General features: G+C 48.3%; 14 protein-coding genes. 5 read left to right on the forward strand and 9 right to left on the reverse strand.

Translation table 11 applies throughout. The features are described from left to right. The first annotated feature begins 273 nt into the window (after window positions 1-273). Window positions 274-3192 carry an aminomethyl-transferring glycine dehydrogenase gene (gcvP, locus tag G8759_RS03670; RefSeq protein ID WP_167205312.1) on the forward strand — a complete coding sequence of 973 codons (2919 nt, stop codon included), beginning with the start codon at window positions 274-276 and terminating at the stop codon, window positions 3190-3192. Between the two features lie 94 nt (window positions 3193-3286). Here the strand turns inward: gcvP and G8759_RS03675 are convergent, their stop codons facing one another. The 8 genes from G8759_RS03675 to atpD all read right to left on the reverse strand — a co-directional run bounded on the left by G8759_RS03675 (window position 3287) and on the right by atpD (window position 10080). Beyond that, window positions 3287-4030: a pirin family protein gene (locus tag G8759_RS03675; protein ID WP_167205314.1), complete on the reverse strand. Its 744-nt coding sequence runs from the start codon at window positions 4028-4030 to the stop codon at window positions 3287-3289. Window positions 4031-4032: 2 nt separating this feature from the next. Next, a complete protein-coding gene (locus G8759_RS03680) occupies window positions 4033-4563 on the reverse strand; it encodes a hypothetical protein (protein WP_167205316.1) in 531 nt (176 codons plus the stop codon). Between the two features lie 61 nt (window positions 4564-4624). Continuing rightward, a complete protein-coding gene (locus tag G8759_RS03685; RefSeq protein WP_167205318.1) occupies window positions 4625-5371 on the reverse strand; it encodes a dioxygenase family protein in 747 nt (248 codons plus the stop codon). Window positions 5372-5498: 127 nt separating this feature from the next. Then, window positions 5499-6206, reverse strand: a complete 708-nt coding sequence (locus tag G8759_RS03690; RefSeq protein ID WP_167205321.1) for a LytR/AlgR family response regulator transcription factor — start codon at window positions 6204-6206, stop codon at window positions 5499-5501. Continuing rightward, a complete protein-coding gene (locus G8759_RS03695; RefSeq protein WP_167205323.1) occupies window positions 6203-7312 on the reverse strand; it encodes a sensor histidine kinase in 1110 nt (369 codons plus the stop codon). Before G8759_RS03695 ends, G8759_RS03690 begins: the two co-directional genes overlap by 4 nt. Window positions 7313-7488: 176 nt before the next feature. Next, the gene (atpC, locus tag G8759_RS03700) at window positions 7489-7734 is read right to left on the reverse strand and encodes an ATP synthase F1 subunit epsilon (protein WP_167205325.1); all 246 of its coding nucleotides are present in this window, start codon (window positions 7732-7734) and stop codon (window positions 7489-7491) included. 36 nt (window positions 7735-7770) lie between these two features. Then, window positions 7771-8442, reverse strand: a complete 672-nt coding sequence (locus tag G8759_RS03705) for a hypothetical protein (RefSeq protein WP_167205327.1) — start codon at window positions 8440-8442, stop codon at window positions 7771-7773. Between the two features lie 111 nt (window positions 8443-8553). Continuing rightward, window positions 8554-10080, reverse strand: coding sequence for a F0F1 ATP synthase subunit beta (gene atpD, locus G8759_RS03710; RefSeq protein WP_167205329.1), 1527 nt, complete (start codon window positions 10078-10080; stop codon window positions 8554-8556). A 288-nt stretch (window positions 10081-10368) separates the two neighbouring features. On the opposite strand from atpD, the gene malQ reads away from it, so the two are divergent. Then, complete coding sequence (malQ, locus tag G8759_RS03715; RefSeq protein WP_167205331.1) at window positions 10369-11961, forward strand: 4-alpha-glucanotransferase; 1593 nt, start codon at window positions 10369-10371, stop codon at window positions 11959-11961. Window positions 11962-12013: 52 nt separating this feature from the next. On the opposite strand, the gene G8759_RS03720 is transcribed toward malQ, so the two are convergent. Beyond that, the gene (locus G8759_RS03720) at window positions 12014-13006 is read right to left on the reverse strand and encodes an aldo/keto reductase (protein WP_167205334.1); all 993 of its coding nucleotides are present in this window, start codon (window positions 13004-13006) and stop codon (window positions 12014-12016) included. A 216-nt stretch (window positions 13007-13222) separates the two neighbouring features. Here G8759_RS03720 and G8759_RS03725 point away from each other — a divergent pair, with 216 nt between their 5' ends. From G8759_RS03725 to G8759_RS03735, 3 genes are all read left to right on the forward strand, one after another. Continuing rightward, window positions 13223-16258 (forward strand): tetratricopeptide repeat protein, encoded by a 3036-nt coding sequence (locus G8759_RS03725; RefSeq protein ID WP_167205336.1) that lies wholly within the window; start codon window positions 13223-13225, stop codon window positions 16256-16258. 76 nt (window positions 16259-16334) lie between these two features. Then, a complete protein-coding gene (locus tag G8759_RS03730) occupies window positions 16335-16859 on the forward strand; it encodes a hypothetical protein (protein ID WP_167205338.1) in 525 nt (174 codons plus the stop codon). An 11-nt stretch (window positions 16860-16870) separates the two neighbouring features. Next, window positions 16871-17593, forward strand: coding sequence for an ABC transporter ATP-binding protein (locus G8759_RS03735; RefSeq protein WP_167205340.1), 723 nt, complete (start codon window positions 16871-16873; stop codon window positions 17591-17593). Window positions 17594-17651: the final 58 nt, after the last annotated feature.

The following is a 17651-nucleotide window of genomic DNA, read 5'->3' on the forward strand; positions in this document are numbered from 1 at the left end:
GATGTATAGAAGTTTAGTTGTAATAAGACATAACCCAGATGGATTTGGGTTCAGCTTAGGTGATACCAGAAACGATGGAATTATTTTTAGGCAATAAGTAACTTCTTCATTCCCAGTTGGTAAAACCAATTAGTACGCTATAGCCGACAGAAAGAACCCACACATTGAAAATTGCGTTTGATTGACACAGAATCCTTCCACAAGTGGTTTGGTTATACCTCTTTTTACGGGATGGTTGTGTAAATTTGCATCTTATACAGAAGCTATCTTTCGATGAAGTTAAACCTTCGTTACCAGGAGTCATTTGAGGACCGTCATCACGGCCAAACCGACGCGGCCCAGGCCGAAATGCTCCAAACTATTTCTGCGACCGGGTTGCCGGTCGAATCCATCGACGAACTAATTGATCAGACGGTACCGGCAGCAATCCGGCTCCCCCACCCCCTTAATCTGCCCGCTCCCAAGTCGGAAACGCAATTTCTGGCGGATTTCAAGAAACTGGCTGGTCAAAACAAAGTCTTCAAATCGTACATCGGTACCGGTTATTACGATACCATCACACCGAATGTTATTCTGCGTAACATTCTGGAAAACCCAGCCTGGTATACGGCTTATACACCCTATCAGGCTGAAATAGCGCAGGGCCGCCTGGAAGCGCTCCTTAATTTTCAGACGGTGGTGTCAGACCTGACCGGTATGGATCTGGCGAATGCTTCACTGCTCGACGAAGCTACTGCTGCCGCTGAGGCTATGCATATGCTCTATGCAATGCGACCAGCTTCTAAGAAATCAGCCAGTACGTTTTTCGTTTCAGAGCGGTGTCATCCACAAACGATTGACGTTCTGCTGACCCGTGCGACACCGATCGGTATTCAGGTACTTGTTGGCGACCACCGTACCGTAAATCTGACCAATGGTGAAATCTTTGGTATTCTGCTCCAATACCCAGCCTCAGATGGCGAAGTGTTTGACTATACTGATCTGATTTCGGCTGCTCATGAGTTAGGTATTACAACGGCTGTTGCTGCCGACCTGCTCGCTCTGACATTGCTAACTCCTCCGGGCGAAATGGGGGCTGACGTAGTGGTTGGTTCAGCGCAACGCTTTGGTGTTCCGATGGGTTTTGGCGGACCACATGCGGCTTATTTTGCTACCCGTGATGCGTTCAAACGTCAAATTCCGGGTCGGATCATTGGGGTTTCGCTGGATGCGGAAGGTAAACCCGCTCTTCGGATGGCATTGCAAACCCGCGAACAGCACATCCGGCGCGAAAAAGCAACCTCCAATATCTGTACGGCACAGGTTTTACTGGCTGTCATGGCTGGTAGCTATGCTGTGTATCATGGCCCGCAACGGCTTAAGTCCATTGCCGAAAAAGTACATGGTCTGGCTAAAGTGTTTGCAACGGCTCTTCGCTGGAGCGCACACGAACTGAGCACAGATAATTATTTCGATACGGTTACCGTAAAAGTTGGCGATGTTGAATCGTTAAGAAAATCAGCCAGAGCTGCGCAGGTCAACCTTCGTTATCTGTCTGATGGTGAGCGTGTGAGCGTATCGTTCGATGAGGCTAAGACGCTGGACGATCTTACAGAACTACTGTCTATTTTTGGCGTAAAATGTGATTTGGAGGCCATTCTGGCTGATCTGGAAATCACCTGGCCCGAACGGCTCGTGCGTCAGTCCGACTATCTGACCCACCCGGTTTTCAATACGCATCATACCGAGCACGAGATGTTGCGCTACCTGAAATCGCTGGAAGAAAAGGATTTGTCGCTGGTTCATTCGATGATTTCGTTGGGTAGCTGTACCATGAAACTCAACGCTACTGCCGAAATGATTCCGGTAACGTGGCCCGAGATTGGGAAATTACACCCGTTTGCGCCGAAAGATCAGACCACCGGCTATCAGCAGCTATTCAGTGACCTCAATGACTGGCTGTGTGAAATCACGGGTTTTGCCGCCATGTCGTTGCAGCCGAACTCGGGTGCTCAGGGCGAATACGCAGGGTTGATGGTTATTCGGGCTTATCACGAAAGCCAGGGAAATTACCACCGGAATGTTTCGCTGATTCCGCAATCGGCTCACGGAACCAATCCGGCAAGCGCCGTTATGGCCGGTATGAAAGTCGTTATCGTTAAATGCGATGAACGCGGCAACATCGACGTCGCTGATCTGAAAGCGAAAGCTGAGCAATATAGCAATGACCTCTCGTGTCTGATGGTTACGTATCCGTCAACCCACGGTGTTTTTGAGGAGAGCATCAAAGAGATCTGCGAAACCATTCATCAGCATGGCGGACAGGTTTATATGGATGGAGCCAACATGAACGCGCAGGTTGGTCTGACATCGCCGGCTACGATTGGCGCTGACGTCTGCCACCTGAATCTGCACAAAACATTCTGTATCCCTCATGGTGGCGGTGGTCCTGGCATGGGTCCTATTGGCGTGGCTGCCCATTTGGCCCCCTTCCTGCCCGGTCATTCACTCGTACACACTGGTGGCGAACAGGCTATTCACGCGGTTTCGGCGGCTCCTTACGGTTCTGCGAGCATTCTGACGATTTCTTATGCCTACATTGCAATGATGGGCGGAGAAGGGTTGACGAATGCGACAAAGCGTGCTATTCTGAATGCGAATTACATTAAAGCGCGGCTGGATGGACATTACGAAGCACTGTATGCCGGAACGAACGGTCGGGCTGCTCACGAGATGATCATCGATTGCCGTCCGTTTAAAGCGGTAGCAGGCGTTGAAGTTGAAGATATTGCGAAGCGTCTGATGGATTACGGGTTCCATGCGCCAACGGTTTCATTTCCGGTGGCTGGAACAATGATGATTGAGCCAACGGAATCGGAGTCGAAAGCCGAGCTTGATCGTTTCTGCGATGCCCTGATCGCCATTCGCGAAGAAATTCGCGAGATCGAAACGGGTGCTGCTGACCGGATCAGTAACGTGCTGAAACACGCTCCTCATACGGCTACAGTGGCGCTGTCTGATAACTGGACCCGGCCTTACAGCCGCGAAAAAGCCGTTTATCCGTTGCCACAGGTTCGTGCCCGTAAGTTCTGGCCGAGCGTAAGCCGGATCGATTCAGCCTACGGAGATCGTAATCTGGTTTGTGCCTGTGTACCAACAGATGCGTATGCAACTGAAGTGGCAGAAGAAGCCAGTGTGGAGCAACAAGCTTAATAGAATTAAGTAGTTTTTTCGGAATAAAGCCTGCCTGCGTCCAGCAGACAGGCTTTATTTTATATAGAACAGCTTTTGTCGAACATTGGATATTCTACACACTATGAATTTCGGGATGTATCGGAATCTCCAGGAGTAAAAGAATAGCATCGTTCGACAACGCTTCAAATTCCAGCGCCCCATCTTTCAGATTCGTTAATGCCAGCCCATCTCTTTCGTGGAGTAACCGATTCTGGACTTCAAATGCTCCGCTCAGGATGAACACAAAAATTCCCGTAGACTCTACCTCTTCAGTTACCTGTTGAAGGTGATAAACGCCTTCCTGCCGACCGTCATATCGGCCAATATAACCACGGCTGATTTGAGTATGGCTACTATCGAATGATAAAATCGGCAGCAGCTTATTTTTAGCCGCCAAGTCAAAGGCTGTTTGTTGTGGAAACGATGTAGAGGGTATACTATCGTCGCTAAGCCAGATTTGAATAAAGTTGATGAGCTCCGTTTCGTAGGGATTGATAAGCTCATAATGCATACCTGCCGCTAGTGAAAAAATCTGAACCTGTCCAGCTTCCAGAAAGCCATCGCCCGATTCACTTCTGTACTCAAGTCCGCCAACAATCGGAATAACAAGGGCCGTCGTATGGGTTTTGGCTATCATCCTGATGCTTTTCCCGGGTTTGAGCGTATCATCGTTCAGGAGTTGAAGGGCACCAAATGGTTTTCGGCTTTCTTGAAAATAATGGCCAAAATTAAAGCTATAATAAGTCCGGAATGAGTCGAGTTGCGAAAAGCCTCGCTGGTCGGAGAGGTAGATTTGAGCTTCTGTTTGCGTATCCATACTTACTGAGGCAAGCTACTACCGTGTTGAAAAGAAGAAATGCTTAGATACGGTTGTAGGGCGATCATGTCGGTCTGCACTTCCTGTCCGGTTTGTAACCCTTCGCGTTGATCCCCGTAGGCAATAACCAGCAGATTGCCAATGGTATCGATCCAGGTCAGCGGTTCGCTATAAAAGGAAATAGCGACTCGATGAGCCTCTTTATTTTGTACATGCGACTGAATAATCTCAAATGTAAACTGCGTGAAGGGCAGACACAATTTTCCGGCGTTGTTGGCAATGTCCGGAATGATTTTATTCAACTGCCTGATATAGCCGATTGCAGCCGTGCTGGTCAAATAATGCAGCTTATCGGCATTGGGTACGTTGTCCAGAAGCTCCTGAAAAGTCGTGTACTTATTCTGCTGATTATAAAACTGGGCCTGCATGAAAAATTCCATATAGGTGTCATCGAACACATATTTATCCCAGATTTTTTGAGACGATGCGTCGATGATTTTACGATAACTGAGCCGAATAAGACCTTTTGCCATTGCGTTGAACGGCGTTCGAGATTTCGGAAAACCTAAGCCCAAAGTCTCGGACGCCAATTGATTAGGCACTGACTACAATTGTATGGGTGAGTGTATATCCTGCCGAAATACTGCCGGCTACAGTAGCCAGCTCGGTTGTAAAACCATCCGAAAAAACGTTGTCGGACTCATTCTTGGTGTCTTGTGAGCCTTTGGTATATCCATACGATTGTGCCGTTGTGTATACCGTGTTAGCGATGTCGTAGGGAAATGCAATTTGAGTGACCAGCAGCGACTTCCCGGTCGAGCTGTAGATATGGACATGGATGTGCGGAGCACGGCCCGAATACCAGCCAGGGAAAATAGAGGTGAACGAAACCAGGCCGTTAGCATCGGTCGTTTGCCGCCCGCGTAGAAAATCGACGGTTGTAAAATTGACACTTTGCATACCCGATCCGCCATATTCGGAGTAGTAACCGTCTTTGTCGCAATGCCAGATATCAACCAGAGCACCCGCCAGAACCGCACAACTGTTGTTCGAATTCTTAATCGTAATGTTGACCGTAAAGGCTACGCCGGTTCGGTCATCGCGAATGTCCTTACGCACAAACTTGGCGGGGACTTTAGTAGGGAAAGGCCCTTCAGTTTCCGATGGAGTGACCGAACAGTTACTTGACGAACTCCCATTGGTTGAGCCAGTAGACGTGCTGGTGCCCGTTGAGGTTGTAGGGCTAACCTCCGTTGAGCTACAGGCATTAATTGCGGGTAAAACAGTCGCTATTCCAAGCAAACTTCCGAATCCTCTTTTCAAAAACTCTTTGCGTTCCATAATAGTCAGTAGACAGGTGTTAATTATAGCTTAATACGCTGACTTTAGCTGGATCGTTGTTGCCAGGGTACGATTTGAGGTAAATGGGCCAATTGTGTCGGTAAACTATGCCGATTGAAGCCAGAAGTTATGAGCCGAATTGACGAAAGAAATCCGCTTCGTAGCTGGCTCCAATCGGGATTTCACGCCCTGCCAATACAATGGTCTTGTTCTGTACGGCTTCAATACGGTTCATGGGAATGATATACGATCGATGAACCCGAATAAAACGCTCGGCGGTGCCGGTTTCGGGAAGCCGTTGCATCAACGTTTTCATGGTCATACGGCACACAATGGGCTTGTCATTCTGGCGATGAATTTTGAGGTAATCGTCGAGTCCTTCAATAAATAAGATATCAGCTAATGGAACCTGATACAAGCGATAATCTGCTCGTACGTACAGAAAGGTCGGCTTATCCTGCTCCGTTTGTTGTTGTCTGAACCGATACGCATCGCGGGCTTTATGGGCCGCCTGCTCGTATCGTTCGAACGTAAACGGTTTTAGCAAATAGTCGACAGCATTCAGGTTAAACCCATCAACAGCGTATTCGGCGTAGGCAGTCGTAAAGATCACCAGCGTGGGCTGGGGCAGGAGCTTGTGAAAATCAAGCCCTGACAGGGCGGGCATATTTATATCGAGAAAAATCAGGTCGACCAGATTGTTCGTCAGAAAATCCAGTGCTTCTTCGGCGCGAAAAAAGGATTTTTGTAGATCAATAAAATCAACCCGTCCGCAAAAATTGGCAAGTATCCGCAAGGCAGGCGGCTCATCGTCGACGGCAATGGCTCGAATCATGTCAGCGTCAGGTATAAATCGACCGTAAAGTCGTTGGGTTGATTACTAATCTGCAATCGGTGTCGACTGGAATAGACTAACGCCAGGCGCGATTTGGTATTTGTCAATCCAATGCCACTAGTCGTAACGGTGTCCTGCGAAATACGTACTTTTTTGTTGAAAACATGGCAGTGTAACTCACTTCCATGAATGGTCAGGCTGATCTGGATAAGTGAATCTTCACTAGGATTTACGCCATATTTAAAGGCATTTTCGATGAAGGAAATCAGAATTAATGGAGCAATTTGTTGGCCATTGGGGCTACCGGTAATCGAAAAATCAATTTGCACTGTTTCGTCCAGACGTAACTTTTGCAGGGCTACATAATGACTGATGTACTCAAATTCTTTCGCCAGTGGAACCTGCTTAACGGCTGCATCCTGAATCACATACCGCATCAGCGATGATAATCGGGTAATCGCTTCGGCTGTTCGATCCGACTGCTCTAGGGCTAGCGAGTAAATGCTGTTGAGCGTATTAAACAGAAAGTGCGGATTGATCTGCGCCTTCAGATACGATAATTCGGTATTCAATTTTTCGCGTTCAGTTTCGCGCCAGCGATTGCTAACCCGGATGGCTAGTGATAATAGAAACCCGATTAAAAACAGAAAAAACGTCTGACTGATCTCCGGCGGTAAGCCCGGCTGTTTCGACCCTGGTTTCGGAAATCCAGACGGGGGCATCGGTGGGTGATTGCCCATCTCAAAAGGAGGTCTTTGCTCCATCCGATCAGGTGGCGGAGGTGGCGGCTGAGATCGTGATGGCGGCAGTATATCCCTCCGGTTGACTGCCGCCAGTGTTTGTTCAATAACCAGAAAGCATGCCAGAACGCTAAGACCATAGATAATGTAGTTTTTTCCGAAGAAAAATCGGGGAATCAGTATGAAATAATTCGTATAGAAAAACGCAATCGTCAGCAGATAGGACAATAAGTTACGCTGTTCGTGCGGATTGTAGGCTAATTCCGATAGTTTTGAGAAGCCGTCTTCAACAAAAATGTAAGGCAATGCCAGAAAGGTCAGGCAGCCGAAAAGGTGAATGGCAATAAGTGATGCTGTCCTGTTCATGCGAGCGAATGGATAAGGAAAATTACTGAACCTGGCCATCGCTTGGGTATAATCTCGGTAAATGATTGGAATCTGTCGGTAAATAGCAGCGTACGTGTATAAACTCAGTAAAAGCAGAAGCGTTCAGCCCATTGTGAGCTGAACGCTTCTACTTATTCCCTAATGGTATGCGTTACCTAGACCACTACGGCTTCAGCAAGTACCAGCACCTTGTTTTGTAATACTTCAACAACGCCACCATCAACGGTAAACGTCTGTTGACCGGCAGCCGTCTGCACGACAATCGGTCCGCGATCCAGTGTGCTAACCAGCGGAGCGTGATCGTTCAGAACCTGAAACTGACCTTCGCTACCCGGAAATGTAACGGCACTGGCTTCACCGGAAAAGACCTTGCGGTCAGGAGTAATAATGTCTAACGTCATGCTATTGAATGATAAATTATGACCCGGTCATAATTATTACAAAACTCCTTTTACGAAATTTAGTACGCTGCCGATTTGGGTCTTTGCAGCTGGTTCGGCGGCTTTAGCAACCAAACCGCCCTGGTCTAACTTACTGACGGATCCCAAAGCAGTCGAAATCAGAGATTGGCCAGTCGATTGGGTTCCTCCGCCCAGCGCCGACAGTGCACTACCAATGCCGCCCAGACCACTTGTTAGCTGACTGCCTTTGCCCAGCAACGAGCCAGCCGCCAGAATGCCCTCCAGTTGATTGCCTCCCGAGGCAAGTTTGGCCAGACTAACTGCTTTTCCGAGTACGCCATTGCCTAGAGCTCCGGTCGGAATGAGCGGAAGCAACGCTTTCAGTTTGCCAGCCTGAGCCAGCAACTTATCTTTGAACGAAGTAGGCTTTGCCTGGGCTTCGGCCTCCAGGCCAGCAATTCCCGCTTTAAGCTCCTGCGTTGTTGTGGTTTTATCGCCTTTGTCCAGAGCTGCAACGGCATTATCCAGGTGTGTTGTGGACGAAGAATCCTGAGCCAACGCCGGTACAATAGCAACCTCGTTGATCGCACCAGCCACTAAAGCCGTTTGAGCTACAGGAAATTCAACCTGAGCAGAAGCTGCCGGCATTAACAACAAGCTTAAGGGTAATACGACTAGTCCCCAACTTAATCTAATCGACGTTTTCATAAAACTAAAGACGTTTTTGTTTTTTGACTATTAGACTTAAGAAAGGGAATTTGGTATCAGGGATACAGTTAACAAAAGATTAAAGTTTGTAACCGTATCCCTGAATTATCGCTATTGACCCGCTTCTTTCAGCATTTTCTCCCCTTTCGCTACGGCATCTTCAATTGTACCGACGAGGTTGAAAGCAGCTTCAGGAAGACGGTCATGCTTACCGTCAATGATTTCGTTGAACCCTTTGATCGTGTCTTCGATAGGAACCAGAACCCCTTTCAAGCCAGTGAACTGCTCAGCCACGAAGAATGGCTGCGACAGGAAGCGCTGTACACGACGAGCCCGCGAAACGACGAGTTTGTCTTCTTCCGATAATTCTTCAAGGCCCAGAATGGCGATGATATCCTGCAATTCTTTGTAACGTTGCAGAATCTCTTTTACGCGCTGAGCCGTGTTGTAATGTTCATCACCGAGGATTTCGGCGGTCAGAATCCGGGAGGTAGAATCAAGCGGATCCACGGCTGGATAGATACCCAGCTCGGAGATTTTCCGGCTTAATACGGTCGTAGCATCAAGGTGAGCAAACGTAGTCGCTGGAGCCGGGTCAGTCAAGTCATCGGCAGGTACGTAAACGGCCTGTACGGATGTGATCGAACCGCGCTTGGTTGATGTAATACGCTCCTGCATGACACCCATCTCGGTAGCCAGCGTTGGCTGATAACCAACGGCCGAAGGCATCCGTCCCAACAGAGCCGATACTTCCGAACCGGCCTGGGTGAAGCGGAAAATGTTATCGACGAAGAATAAAATATCACGACCAGCACCTTCACCATCACCATCGCGGAAGTGTTCGGCAATGGTCAGTCCTGACAGGGCAACGCGGGCGCGTGCTCCCGGAGGCTCGTTCATTTGTCCGAATACGAAGGTTGCCTGGCTTTTGGTCATTTCCTCCATATCTACTTTGGAAAGATCCCAGCCACCTTCTTCCATCGAATGTTTGAAGGCTTCACCGTATTTGATGATACCCGCTTCGATCATTTCGCGAAGCAGGTCATTTCCTTCACGGGTACGCTCACCTACACCAGCAAACACCGAAAGACCTGAATAAGCCTTGGCGATGTTGTTGATCAATTCCTGAATCAATACCGTTTTGCCTACACCAGCACCACCAAAAAGGCCGATTTTACCGCCTTTTGCATAAGGTTCGAGTAAGTCAATTACTTTTATACCAGTAAATAGTACTTCAGTTGAGGTAGCGAGGTCTTCGAATTTTGGCGACGACCGGTGAATGGGTAATCCAACGCCTGTTGTTTTAGGTTGAGGAATACCATCGATCGCGTCACCAACGACGTTGAAAAGTCGTCCACGAATGCCTTCACCTGTTGGCATGGTGATTTGGTGGCCGAGGTCAACGACGTCTAAGCCGCGATAAAGGCCGTCGGTCGAGTCCATGGCGATGGCGCGAACACGGTCTTCGCCGAGGTGTTGTTGAACCTCCAGAATGACCTGTTGCCCATTGGCTTTAGTTACTTTGAGGGCATCCAGAATGGCCGGAATCCGAGAGCCTTCGCCCTCAAAACTCACGTCCACAACTGGCCCGATTATTTGCGTAATCTTACCCGTATTGACTGCCGTTGCCGTACTCATTTGTATATGATGTAGCTTATTGAAATGTTGCCCATTGTTTGGGACTGCAAAAGTAGGAGAAAAACTGCGTAAGGTCAAGACACAAGCTAGTCATTTTCGGGTTATTAGACTATAGAATACATTTGGTAGTTAGGTTTTTATCCTAAGGAATAAACAAAATTGACCCAGAGCGGATTTGTACAAAAGTTAGTTGCTGGTGGTTATCGCCTTACCACTAGCGGCTAGTATTCAATAACTAACCAACTACGATCGACTAACCATTTACTCTTTATTAACCACGACTTATTCATGCTTCAACAACGTTCAAGCGGCCTGTTGCTCCACATCACATCATTGCCTTCAGCACACGGCGTAGGCGATTTAGGACCAGAAGCCTACCGCTTCGCTGATTTTCTGTATGCTTCCGGGCAAACCTATTGGCAAATACTGCCATTGACTCCTGTAGACCCTGGTTCGGGGTTTTCTCCTTATAGCAGTCCGTCGGCTTTTGCCGGAAATATATTGCTGATCAGTCTGGAGAAACTGGCTGATGAAAACCTCCTAAGTCCAGATGATCTGGCTGTATTTAATGAACAGCCACTTCACGATATTTCGGTGAGTGAAGCTCCCGCCACATCGGGCGATGCGCCATCGGCGGTACTTGCCGGACCGCTTATTCTGGCACCTTCTACCCTTCATGCCGCCTGGATTAAAAAGCGGCCTTTGCTGCAACTGGCAGCTGATACGTTTCTCCGTGATGCCACACCCGCCCAACGCAGCGATTATGATCGATTTTGTGCATGGCAGGCCGATTGGCTTGATGATTATGCATTGTTTACGGCTTTGCAGGACGAAACGGGTGAGTCGACCTGGGTGCGCTGGCCGGAAGAGATCGTCCGGCGTGACCCGGCTGCGCTGGCCCGTCAAAGGGAGTTGCTTCACGATCGGATTGAAGAAGTTAAGGTGCTGCAATATTTCTTTTTTCGGCAATGGAATGAATTGATCGCCTATTGCTATACCCGAAAGATTCACCTTATCGGCGACATTCCGATCTACGTTCAGTTCAACAGCACAGAAGTCTGGGCAAATCCAACACTGTTTAAACTGGATGCCAACTTTCAGCCGCTATTTGTGGCGGGTGCTCCACCCGATTATTTTAGCGAATATGGTCAGCGGTGGGGCAATCCGATTTATGATTGGGAAGAACATCGGCGAACCGGTTTTGCGTGGTGGATGCATCGGTTACGGCATCAAATGTCGCTTTACAGCCTGACGCGCCTGGACCATTTTTTGGGTTTTGCCATCTATTGGGAAATTCCGGCAAGTGAACCAACCGCTAAGGTAGGCGAGTGGGTAAAAGCACCTATTGAGGCATTCATGCACGCCATGCACCGACAATTTGTGAATTTACCTGTGATTGCCGAAGATTTGGGCGCGCGTACTGCCGACATGCAACCGCATTTGCGTCATTATGGCATTCCGGGTATGCGTGTCATTCAGTTTGGTTTCGGTGATGATTTACCTACATCCTCCCATGGCGTTCACAATCATACCGAAAACGTGGTCGTCTATTCGGGCACACACGATAATAACACAACACTCGGCTGGTTTAAGGAAATTACTGAAGAAACCCGTCAGAAATTGAATGACTATATTGGTTTCCCTATTACCAGCGAAAACATAGCCGATCAGATTTGCCGCCTGACGATGCAATCAGTTGCCCGTCTCGCCATCATGCCGGTGCAGGATATCCTGAACCTTGATGAAACAAACCGCATGAATACACCTGGTTTGGGCGGGCGAAGCTGGCAATGGCGATTACAGCCAGGACAACTGACTGAGGAAGTAGCCGAAAAACTACTGAAACTCACCGAAATGACAGGAAGAACGGAAGGGTCCTAAAAGATTGATGGTGTAGTCGGGCAGACAAGTATACGCCCGACTACACCATCATTTACACTAGCTCGAGTTCCTGGAGTTGCTGGCTTATAAACACCAGCTCATCTGTCGAAAGGCTGATATCAATGGCTTTTGCATTTTGAATGGCCTGTTCGGCGTTACGGGCGCCTGCAAGAGCAGCCGTTATGCCCGGTTGTTCGATTGTCCAGCGAATGACTAGCTGGCTTAGGCTGGCATCTTTTTCATCGGCCAATGGTTTGAGTTTTTCTAATAAATCGTTGGCCTGAAGAATGTTTTGTTCTTTAAAGAACCGATAGCCGGTCCGGTGGTCGCCTTCCGCAAACCGATGACCGGGTTTGATTTTTCCGGTGAGCAATCCCCGCTCCATGGGGCTATAGGCAAGAATGCCTTTTTTATGTTCGAGGCAATAAGGAACCAGCGACTCATTAATTGACTGGTTGAGCATACTAAACGGAACCTGATTAGCAGCTAGTTTGACCACGGTTTCCGCTTGCTGCATCTGCTCAACCGAATAGTTACTCACCCCCGCCTGACGCACTTTGCCTTGTTCGATTAACCGCAGCACCGCTTCCATGCTTTCTTCGATGGGCGTGGTTTTGTTCGGCCAGTGCATTTGGTACAAATCGATATAGTCAGTTCCTAACCGCTTCAGACTGTCTTCGCATTCTTTCATGATACTTTCCTTGCCCGCGTACCGGTAGATGTCAATGGGATTCCCGGAATTGTCCTGACTTTTGAACCCGAAATCGCCTTTGGTCAAGTCCCAGCGCATGCCGTACTTTGTCAGGATCTGTATTTTGTCGCGTGGGAGGCCTTTTATAGCCTCACCAACAATTTCCTCACTGGCTCCCTGCCCATAGACAGGTGCGGTGTCGATAGCGGTTACGCCCAGGTCGTAGGAGGCTCTTATGGCTTCAATGGCTCCTGTTTGTTCGGTACCACCCCACATCCAGCCTCCAGCGGCCCATGCGCCAAATGTGATAACGGAAACGGATAAATCGGAGTCTCCCAGTTGTCTGTATTCCATGTGTTCTGCGTAAAAGATGAAATCGGTCAGTAAAAGAAAAGTTTAGCCTCGTTTGTTGATTATTAGTTTAAAGTTATTCCGGACATCTAAAAGGTAGGTCTGCACAGACGTTGTTTTTCTTTCAAGTTCTACTCTACTTTTGGCGGTCCTTGGAAAGCTACAGCTATCCAAAGAAGCCAGCAGGCACTAACTAACTATTACAGACGTTTCTGTTTCATGTCATCCTTATTTTTCTGGTCTGCGTGGAGCCGGATTTATCGGTCTACGTATTTAGTAAGTCTTTTTTTTGTAGCTGTAAGCGTGATTCTGTTCATTGTTGCCTGGGCACAGGGGTTGGGCAATGTTGTTCACTGGAATGTTTTGAGCGAACTGAATGAATTGCCCGTTACGTTTCAAACCTTTTCGGATGGCTTACTCGACTACGCCGTAAATAGCAAAGCCTACGCCGTTTCCGAACAGTTTGTAGCTTCGGCTATGCAGATTCGGCCGGGTGTAGCTACGGCTTTTTTAATTGGAATAAGTATTGCTTTTATCCTACTGATCAGTGCTGTTACCCGCTTCGATCAAGTACGCTATTTAGTCAGTATGGCTGCCCTGATCCTTGGATTGGCCTTTTTTCGTTGGGAGATGCTCGAGGTTCCGGGCCTGGGTGGCAACTACCTCTTCCTTATCCTGACGTTCGTGTTTGGATCGGTGAGTTATTACTTTCATGCCTTTCGGGCCGATTATCCAATTACCGTGCGGCTAGCCGTTTTTACGCTGCTAACAATCGTTGTAGCCGCTCTATTAGGCGCATTGTCACCCGTAGCCTTTCCGGCTATGATCGTGGTAAGCTATGGTATGCCGGTCTTACTGGTGTTCAGTGTTGGCTTTATATTTTTCATTGCGGCCGAAATTATTGCCGGACTGGTCTGGATTACGTCGGCGGGAAAACCAGAAGGATCTTCTCCACAAGTAAGCCAACGACGAACGCTGGGTTTTAATAACTTTCTGATCGTCAGTTTTTTGTATCTAATCAATCTGGCTCTCATCTGGCTTAAAAACACCCGGTCCATTGATTGGGATATACTGGCTATCAGTCCGTTCATCTTATATCTGACATCCGTAATGCTGGGTATCTGGGGTTTTCAGCGGTTGATTCAGCAGCAGGACGCAGTCTCCTTCCGGGATTCGGGTGCGTATCTATACACGGGGCTGGCCTTGCTGACTACGCTGACCATGGCTTATGCGTTTGCATCGGCCAACGACCCTCTGGTGGAGCTGTTTGAGGATGTTATTGTCTATACGCACTTAGCGATGGGACTATGTTTTGTCGCTTATGTCGTTATAAATTTTCTGCCCATTTACCAGCAGAACCTGCCCGTTTATCGAATCCTTTACAAACCTAAACGGCTTGAATTAAGCCTGTTTCGGATAGTAGGTGTCGTTGGTGTCGTTGTTTTGCTGGCATCGGGAGGGCTGATTACATTCCGGCAGGGAGTGGCTGGTTATTACAATGGGCTGGGTGATTATTACAGGGTTAGTAATGAGCCGACATCGGCCAATGCATTTTATAATCTGGCGCTGGAACAGGAGTTTCAGAATCATAAGTCCAATTACTCACTGGCATCGCTGGCCCTGTCGCAGAATAACCAGACAGCAGCAGCTTTTTATTTCCAGCAGGCACTACTGAAACAGCCAAATCCACAGGATTATGTTGGACTAAGCCAGACCTATCTGCAAACGGATTTGTTTTTTGAAGCCGTTAAAACCCTGCAACGAGGTCTCCGGGCATTTCCTGGTAGTGGCGAATTACAGAATAATCTTGGCTACCTCTACGCCCGAACGAGTGTGGCCGATTCTGCTTATTACTATCTAAAAGCAGCAACGGGAAATGTTTCCCGCGATGAGGTGCCCGAATCGAATCTGTTGGCGTTCTATGCACGAAATCCCAGCGTACTGGCTGCTGATTCGACTCTGGCTAAAAACACGGCAAAATCTACTTATGAGTCTTATCAGGCCAATGCCCTGGTACTTCTGATGGTGGCTCAGTCTCAGTTTGACCGACCAGATACCACTCAGCCAGAAAAGCCTGTCTGGTTAACAGAACCGATCGCTAATCAGGGGTTGAGCGTCGGGCGATTTGCCAGTTTATATAATTACGCGCTAACCAACCAGCGATCCGACAGTAGTCTGACAGCAACCATTCAACGGCTGTCTACTGATCCTGTCAATCAGGATTTTACGGATGATTTATTGCTGGCCCGCGCGATAGCAGAATACAACCGGGAGAATCATGTAGATGCGTTCGGTCTGATGAATCAGCTGGCAGAGGGCGACGAACAGAATGGAGCTGCTTATCGCTCCATAGCCGGGTTGTGGTTTTTGGAGCAGGGGCTCTATCGTAGGGCGGCCGAAACATTCGCTTACAATTCGGATACGACATCGATTTACTACCGCGCCGTGGCTTTGACAAAAGCGAACGATCTGGCGATTGCGCAATCGTTTTGGGAAACGGCCTCAACAAATGATCCGGCAGTAGCCGCTTTAAAACAGGTTCTATATACGGAGCGTAAGCCCGAAACGGATCTGGAAAAAGCATTTTATTCAACTTACCGACTGGATGATCTTAACCGGGGAGCCTACTGGGAAACCATAAAGGACCCCAGCCTGAAAACGGTTTCGGGGGTTGCCCTGGCGAATAATTACCTCGATGACTTGCAATGGCGAAATGCACAGTTGATTTTATCGGGGTTGCCCGATTCGGATCAGATTACCCCGGTCGCCGTGTCGATGCGTACCATCGCGGCTCTGCGATTGTCGGCCTTTCGGCGTAGTGTTGGCTCGGCGGAAACGATGGCGAATAAAACTGTTCTGCCGCACTATCAGGCTGAACGGGCTTACTGGCTTGGCCAGACCTACGACCGGACGCACCAGCTCTCCAAAGCACAGCAGTCTTATCAGGAAGCCATTCAACTGGCTCCGCTAAATCCCCAAATTGTTTCGGCAGCTGCTCAGCTTAAAAGACAGCAGAAGCAATCCAGAGAAGCTTATGATGTTGTGGTGAAAGCACTGCCTTATAATGACGATAATGCAGAATTGCTCAAGACCTACATTAACCTTAGTCTTGATCTGAGCCTTCGTGATTATGCTGAAAACGGCCTGGAAAAACTTCGGGCGGCTACAACTCCCACCGATTATCAGGCGTTTCTGACAACTTATCAGGAAAAATTAGCGTCAATCGAAAACAGCCGTCAAAAATTCCTTCAATAAGTTAGCTTTGTTCATTGTAATGTTTTGGTTTTGAGCCTTGCCAGTGTCAATCTCTCCATTATCCTGAACCGAGTTTATGAATCGAAAATTGAGTTGGGTGAAAGAAGCCTTCAACCGTGACGTCGTGATTATACAGGACGAACAGATTGTAGGCGGAATGCGTCGCGACATGATCAGCAGTGATGTAGAAGCACAGTTAAAGACCACTCATCTGCGGTTTGATGTTCGGGGTTTTCTAGTACATTCGGTTACTATTCATGACCTGAATGCAGCTAATCAGGTTGTCGGCCAGATTGACTTTGCATTTGGTAAACGCGCCGAATTGAAACTGGTGTCGGGCGAAAGTTATCGCTGGAAGCGTCATAATATGCTGATGCGGGAGTGGGATATGATTCGTGTGGACCCCTATGGATTACCCGAGAAAGAAATTGTCAGTTACGATTTGACCCGTAAATTTTTTCAGGATGCCGGAGATATTCTCATCAATGAAGAGAATTCGCCATCTACTATCGATATTGTTGTTTTAACAGGTTTGTTTATACGAAATTACTTTCAGCGCCGTCGCCGTCTTGCAACAGCGGCTATTGTTGCTACCCGCTAACTTCATCCAGCATGAATATTATCGAAACTCGCAGTATTGCCAAACGCTACGTAATGGGAACCGAAGTCGTTGAGGCTCTTAAATCCATCACGATCAGTATCAATAAGGGCGAATATGTCGCGTTTATGGGTCCATCTGGGTCCGGTAAATCTACCCTGATGAACATTGTTGGGTGCCTGGACTCACCAACCTCAGGTCAATACATCCTGAATAATCAGGATGTTAGCAGCATGGGCGAAAACGAATTGGCTGAAGTGCGAAATAAAGAAATCGGCTTTGTCTTTCAGACATTCAACCTGTTGCCTCGCCAGACCTCGCTTGAAAATGTGGCATTACCCCTCATTTATGCAGGATATAATAAAGCCGACCGTACGGAAAAGGCAATGCTGGCCCTAAAAAACGTCGGTTTAGAGAACCGGGCTGGTCACCGGCCCAACGAACTCTCGGGTGGTCAGCGGCAACGCGTGGCTGTGGCGCGGGCGTTAGTGAACGACCCCAGTATCCTGCTTGCCGATGAACCGACGGGTAACCTCGATACCAAGACCTCCTACGAGATTATGGATCTTTTTGACCAGATTCACAGTAAGGGCAACACCGTGATTATGGTAACTCACGAAGAGGATATTGCCGAATATGCGCACCGCATCGTCAGGCTTCGTGATGGTCTTGTCGAAACAGATCGCCTGAATGCCAATATTCGGAAAGCCCACGCATTAATGCAGTCACTGGAATAAGTGCGGGATTTTCGCATACAATGCGGACGGTCGTACGGCGGGCCGTGGTTAGTTTGCG

This window comes from Spirosoma aureum (assembly GCF_011604685.1).
Lineage (GTDB): Bacteria > Bacteroidota > Bacteroidia > Cytophagales > Spirosomataceae > Spirosoma > Spirosoma aureum.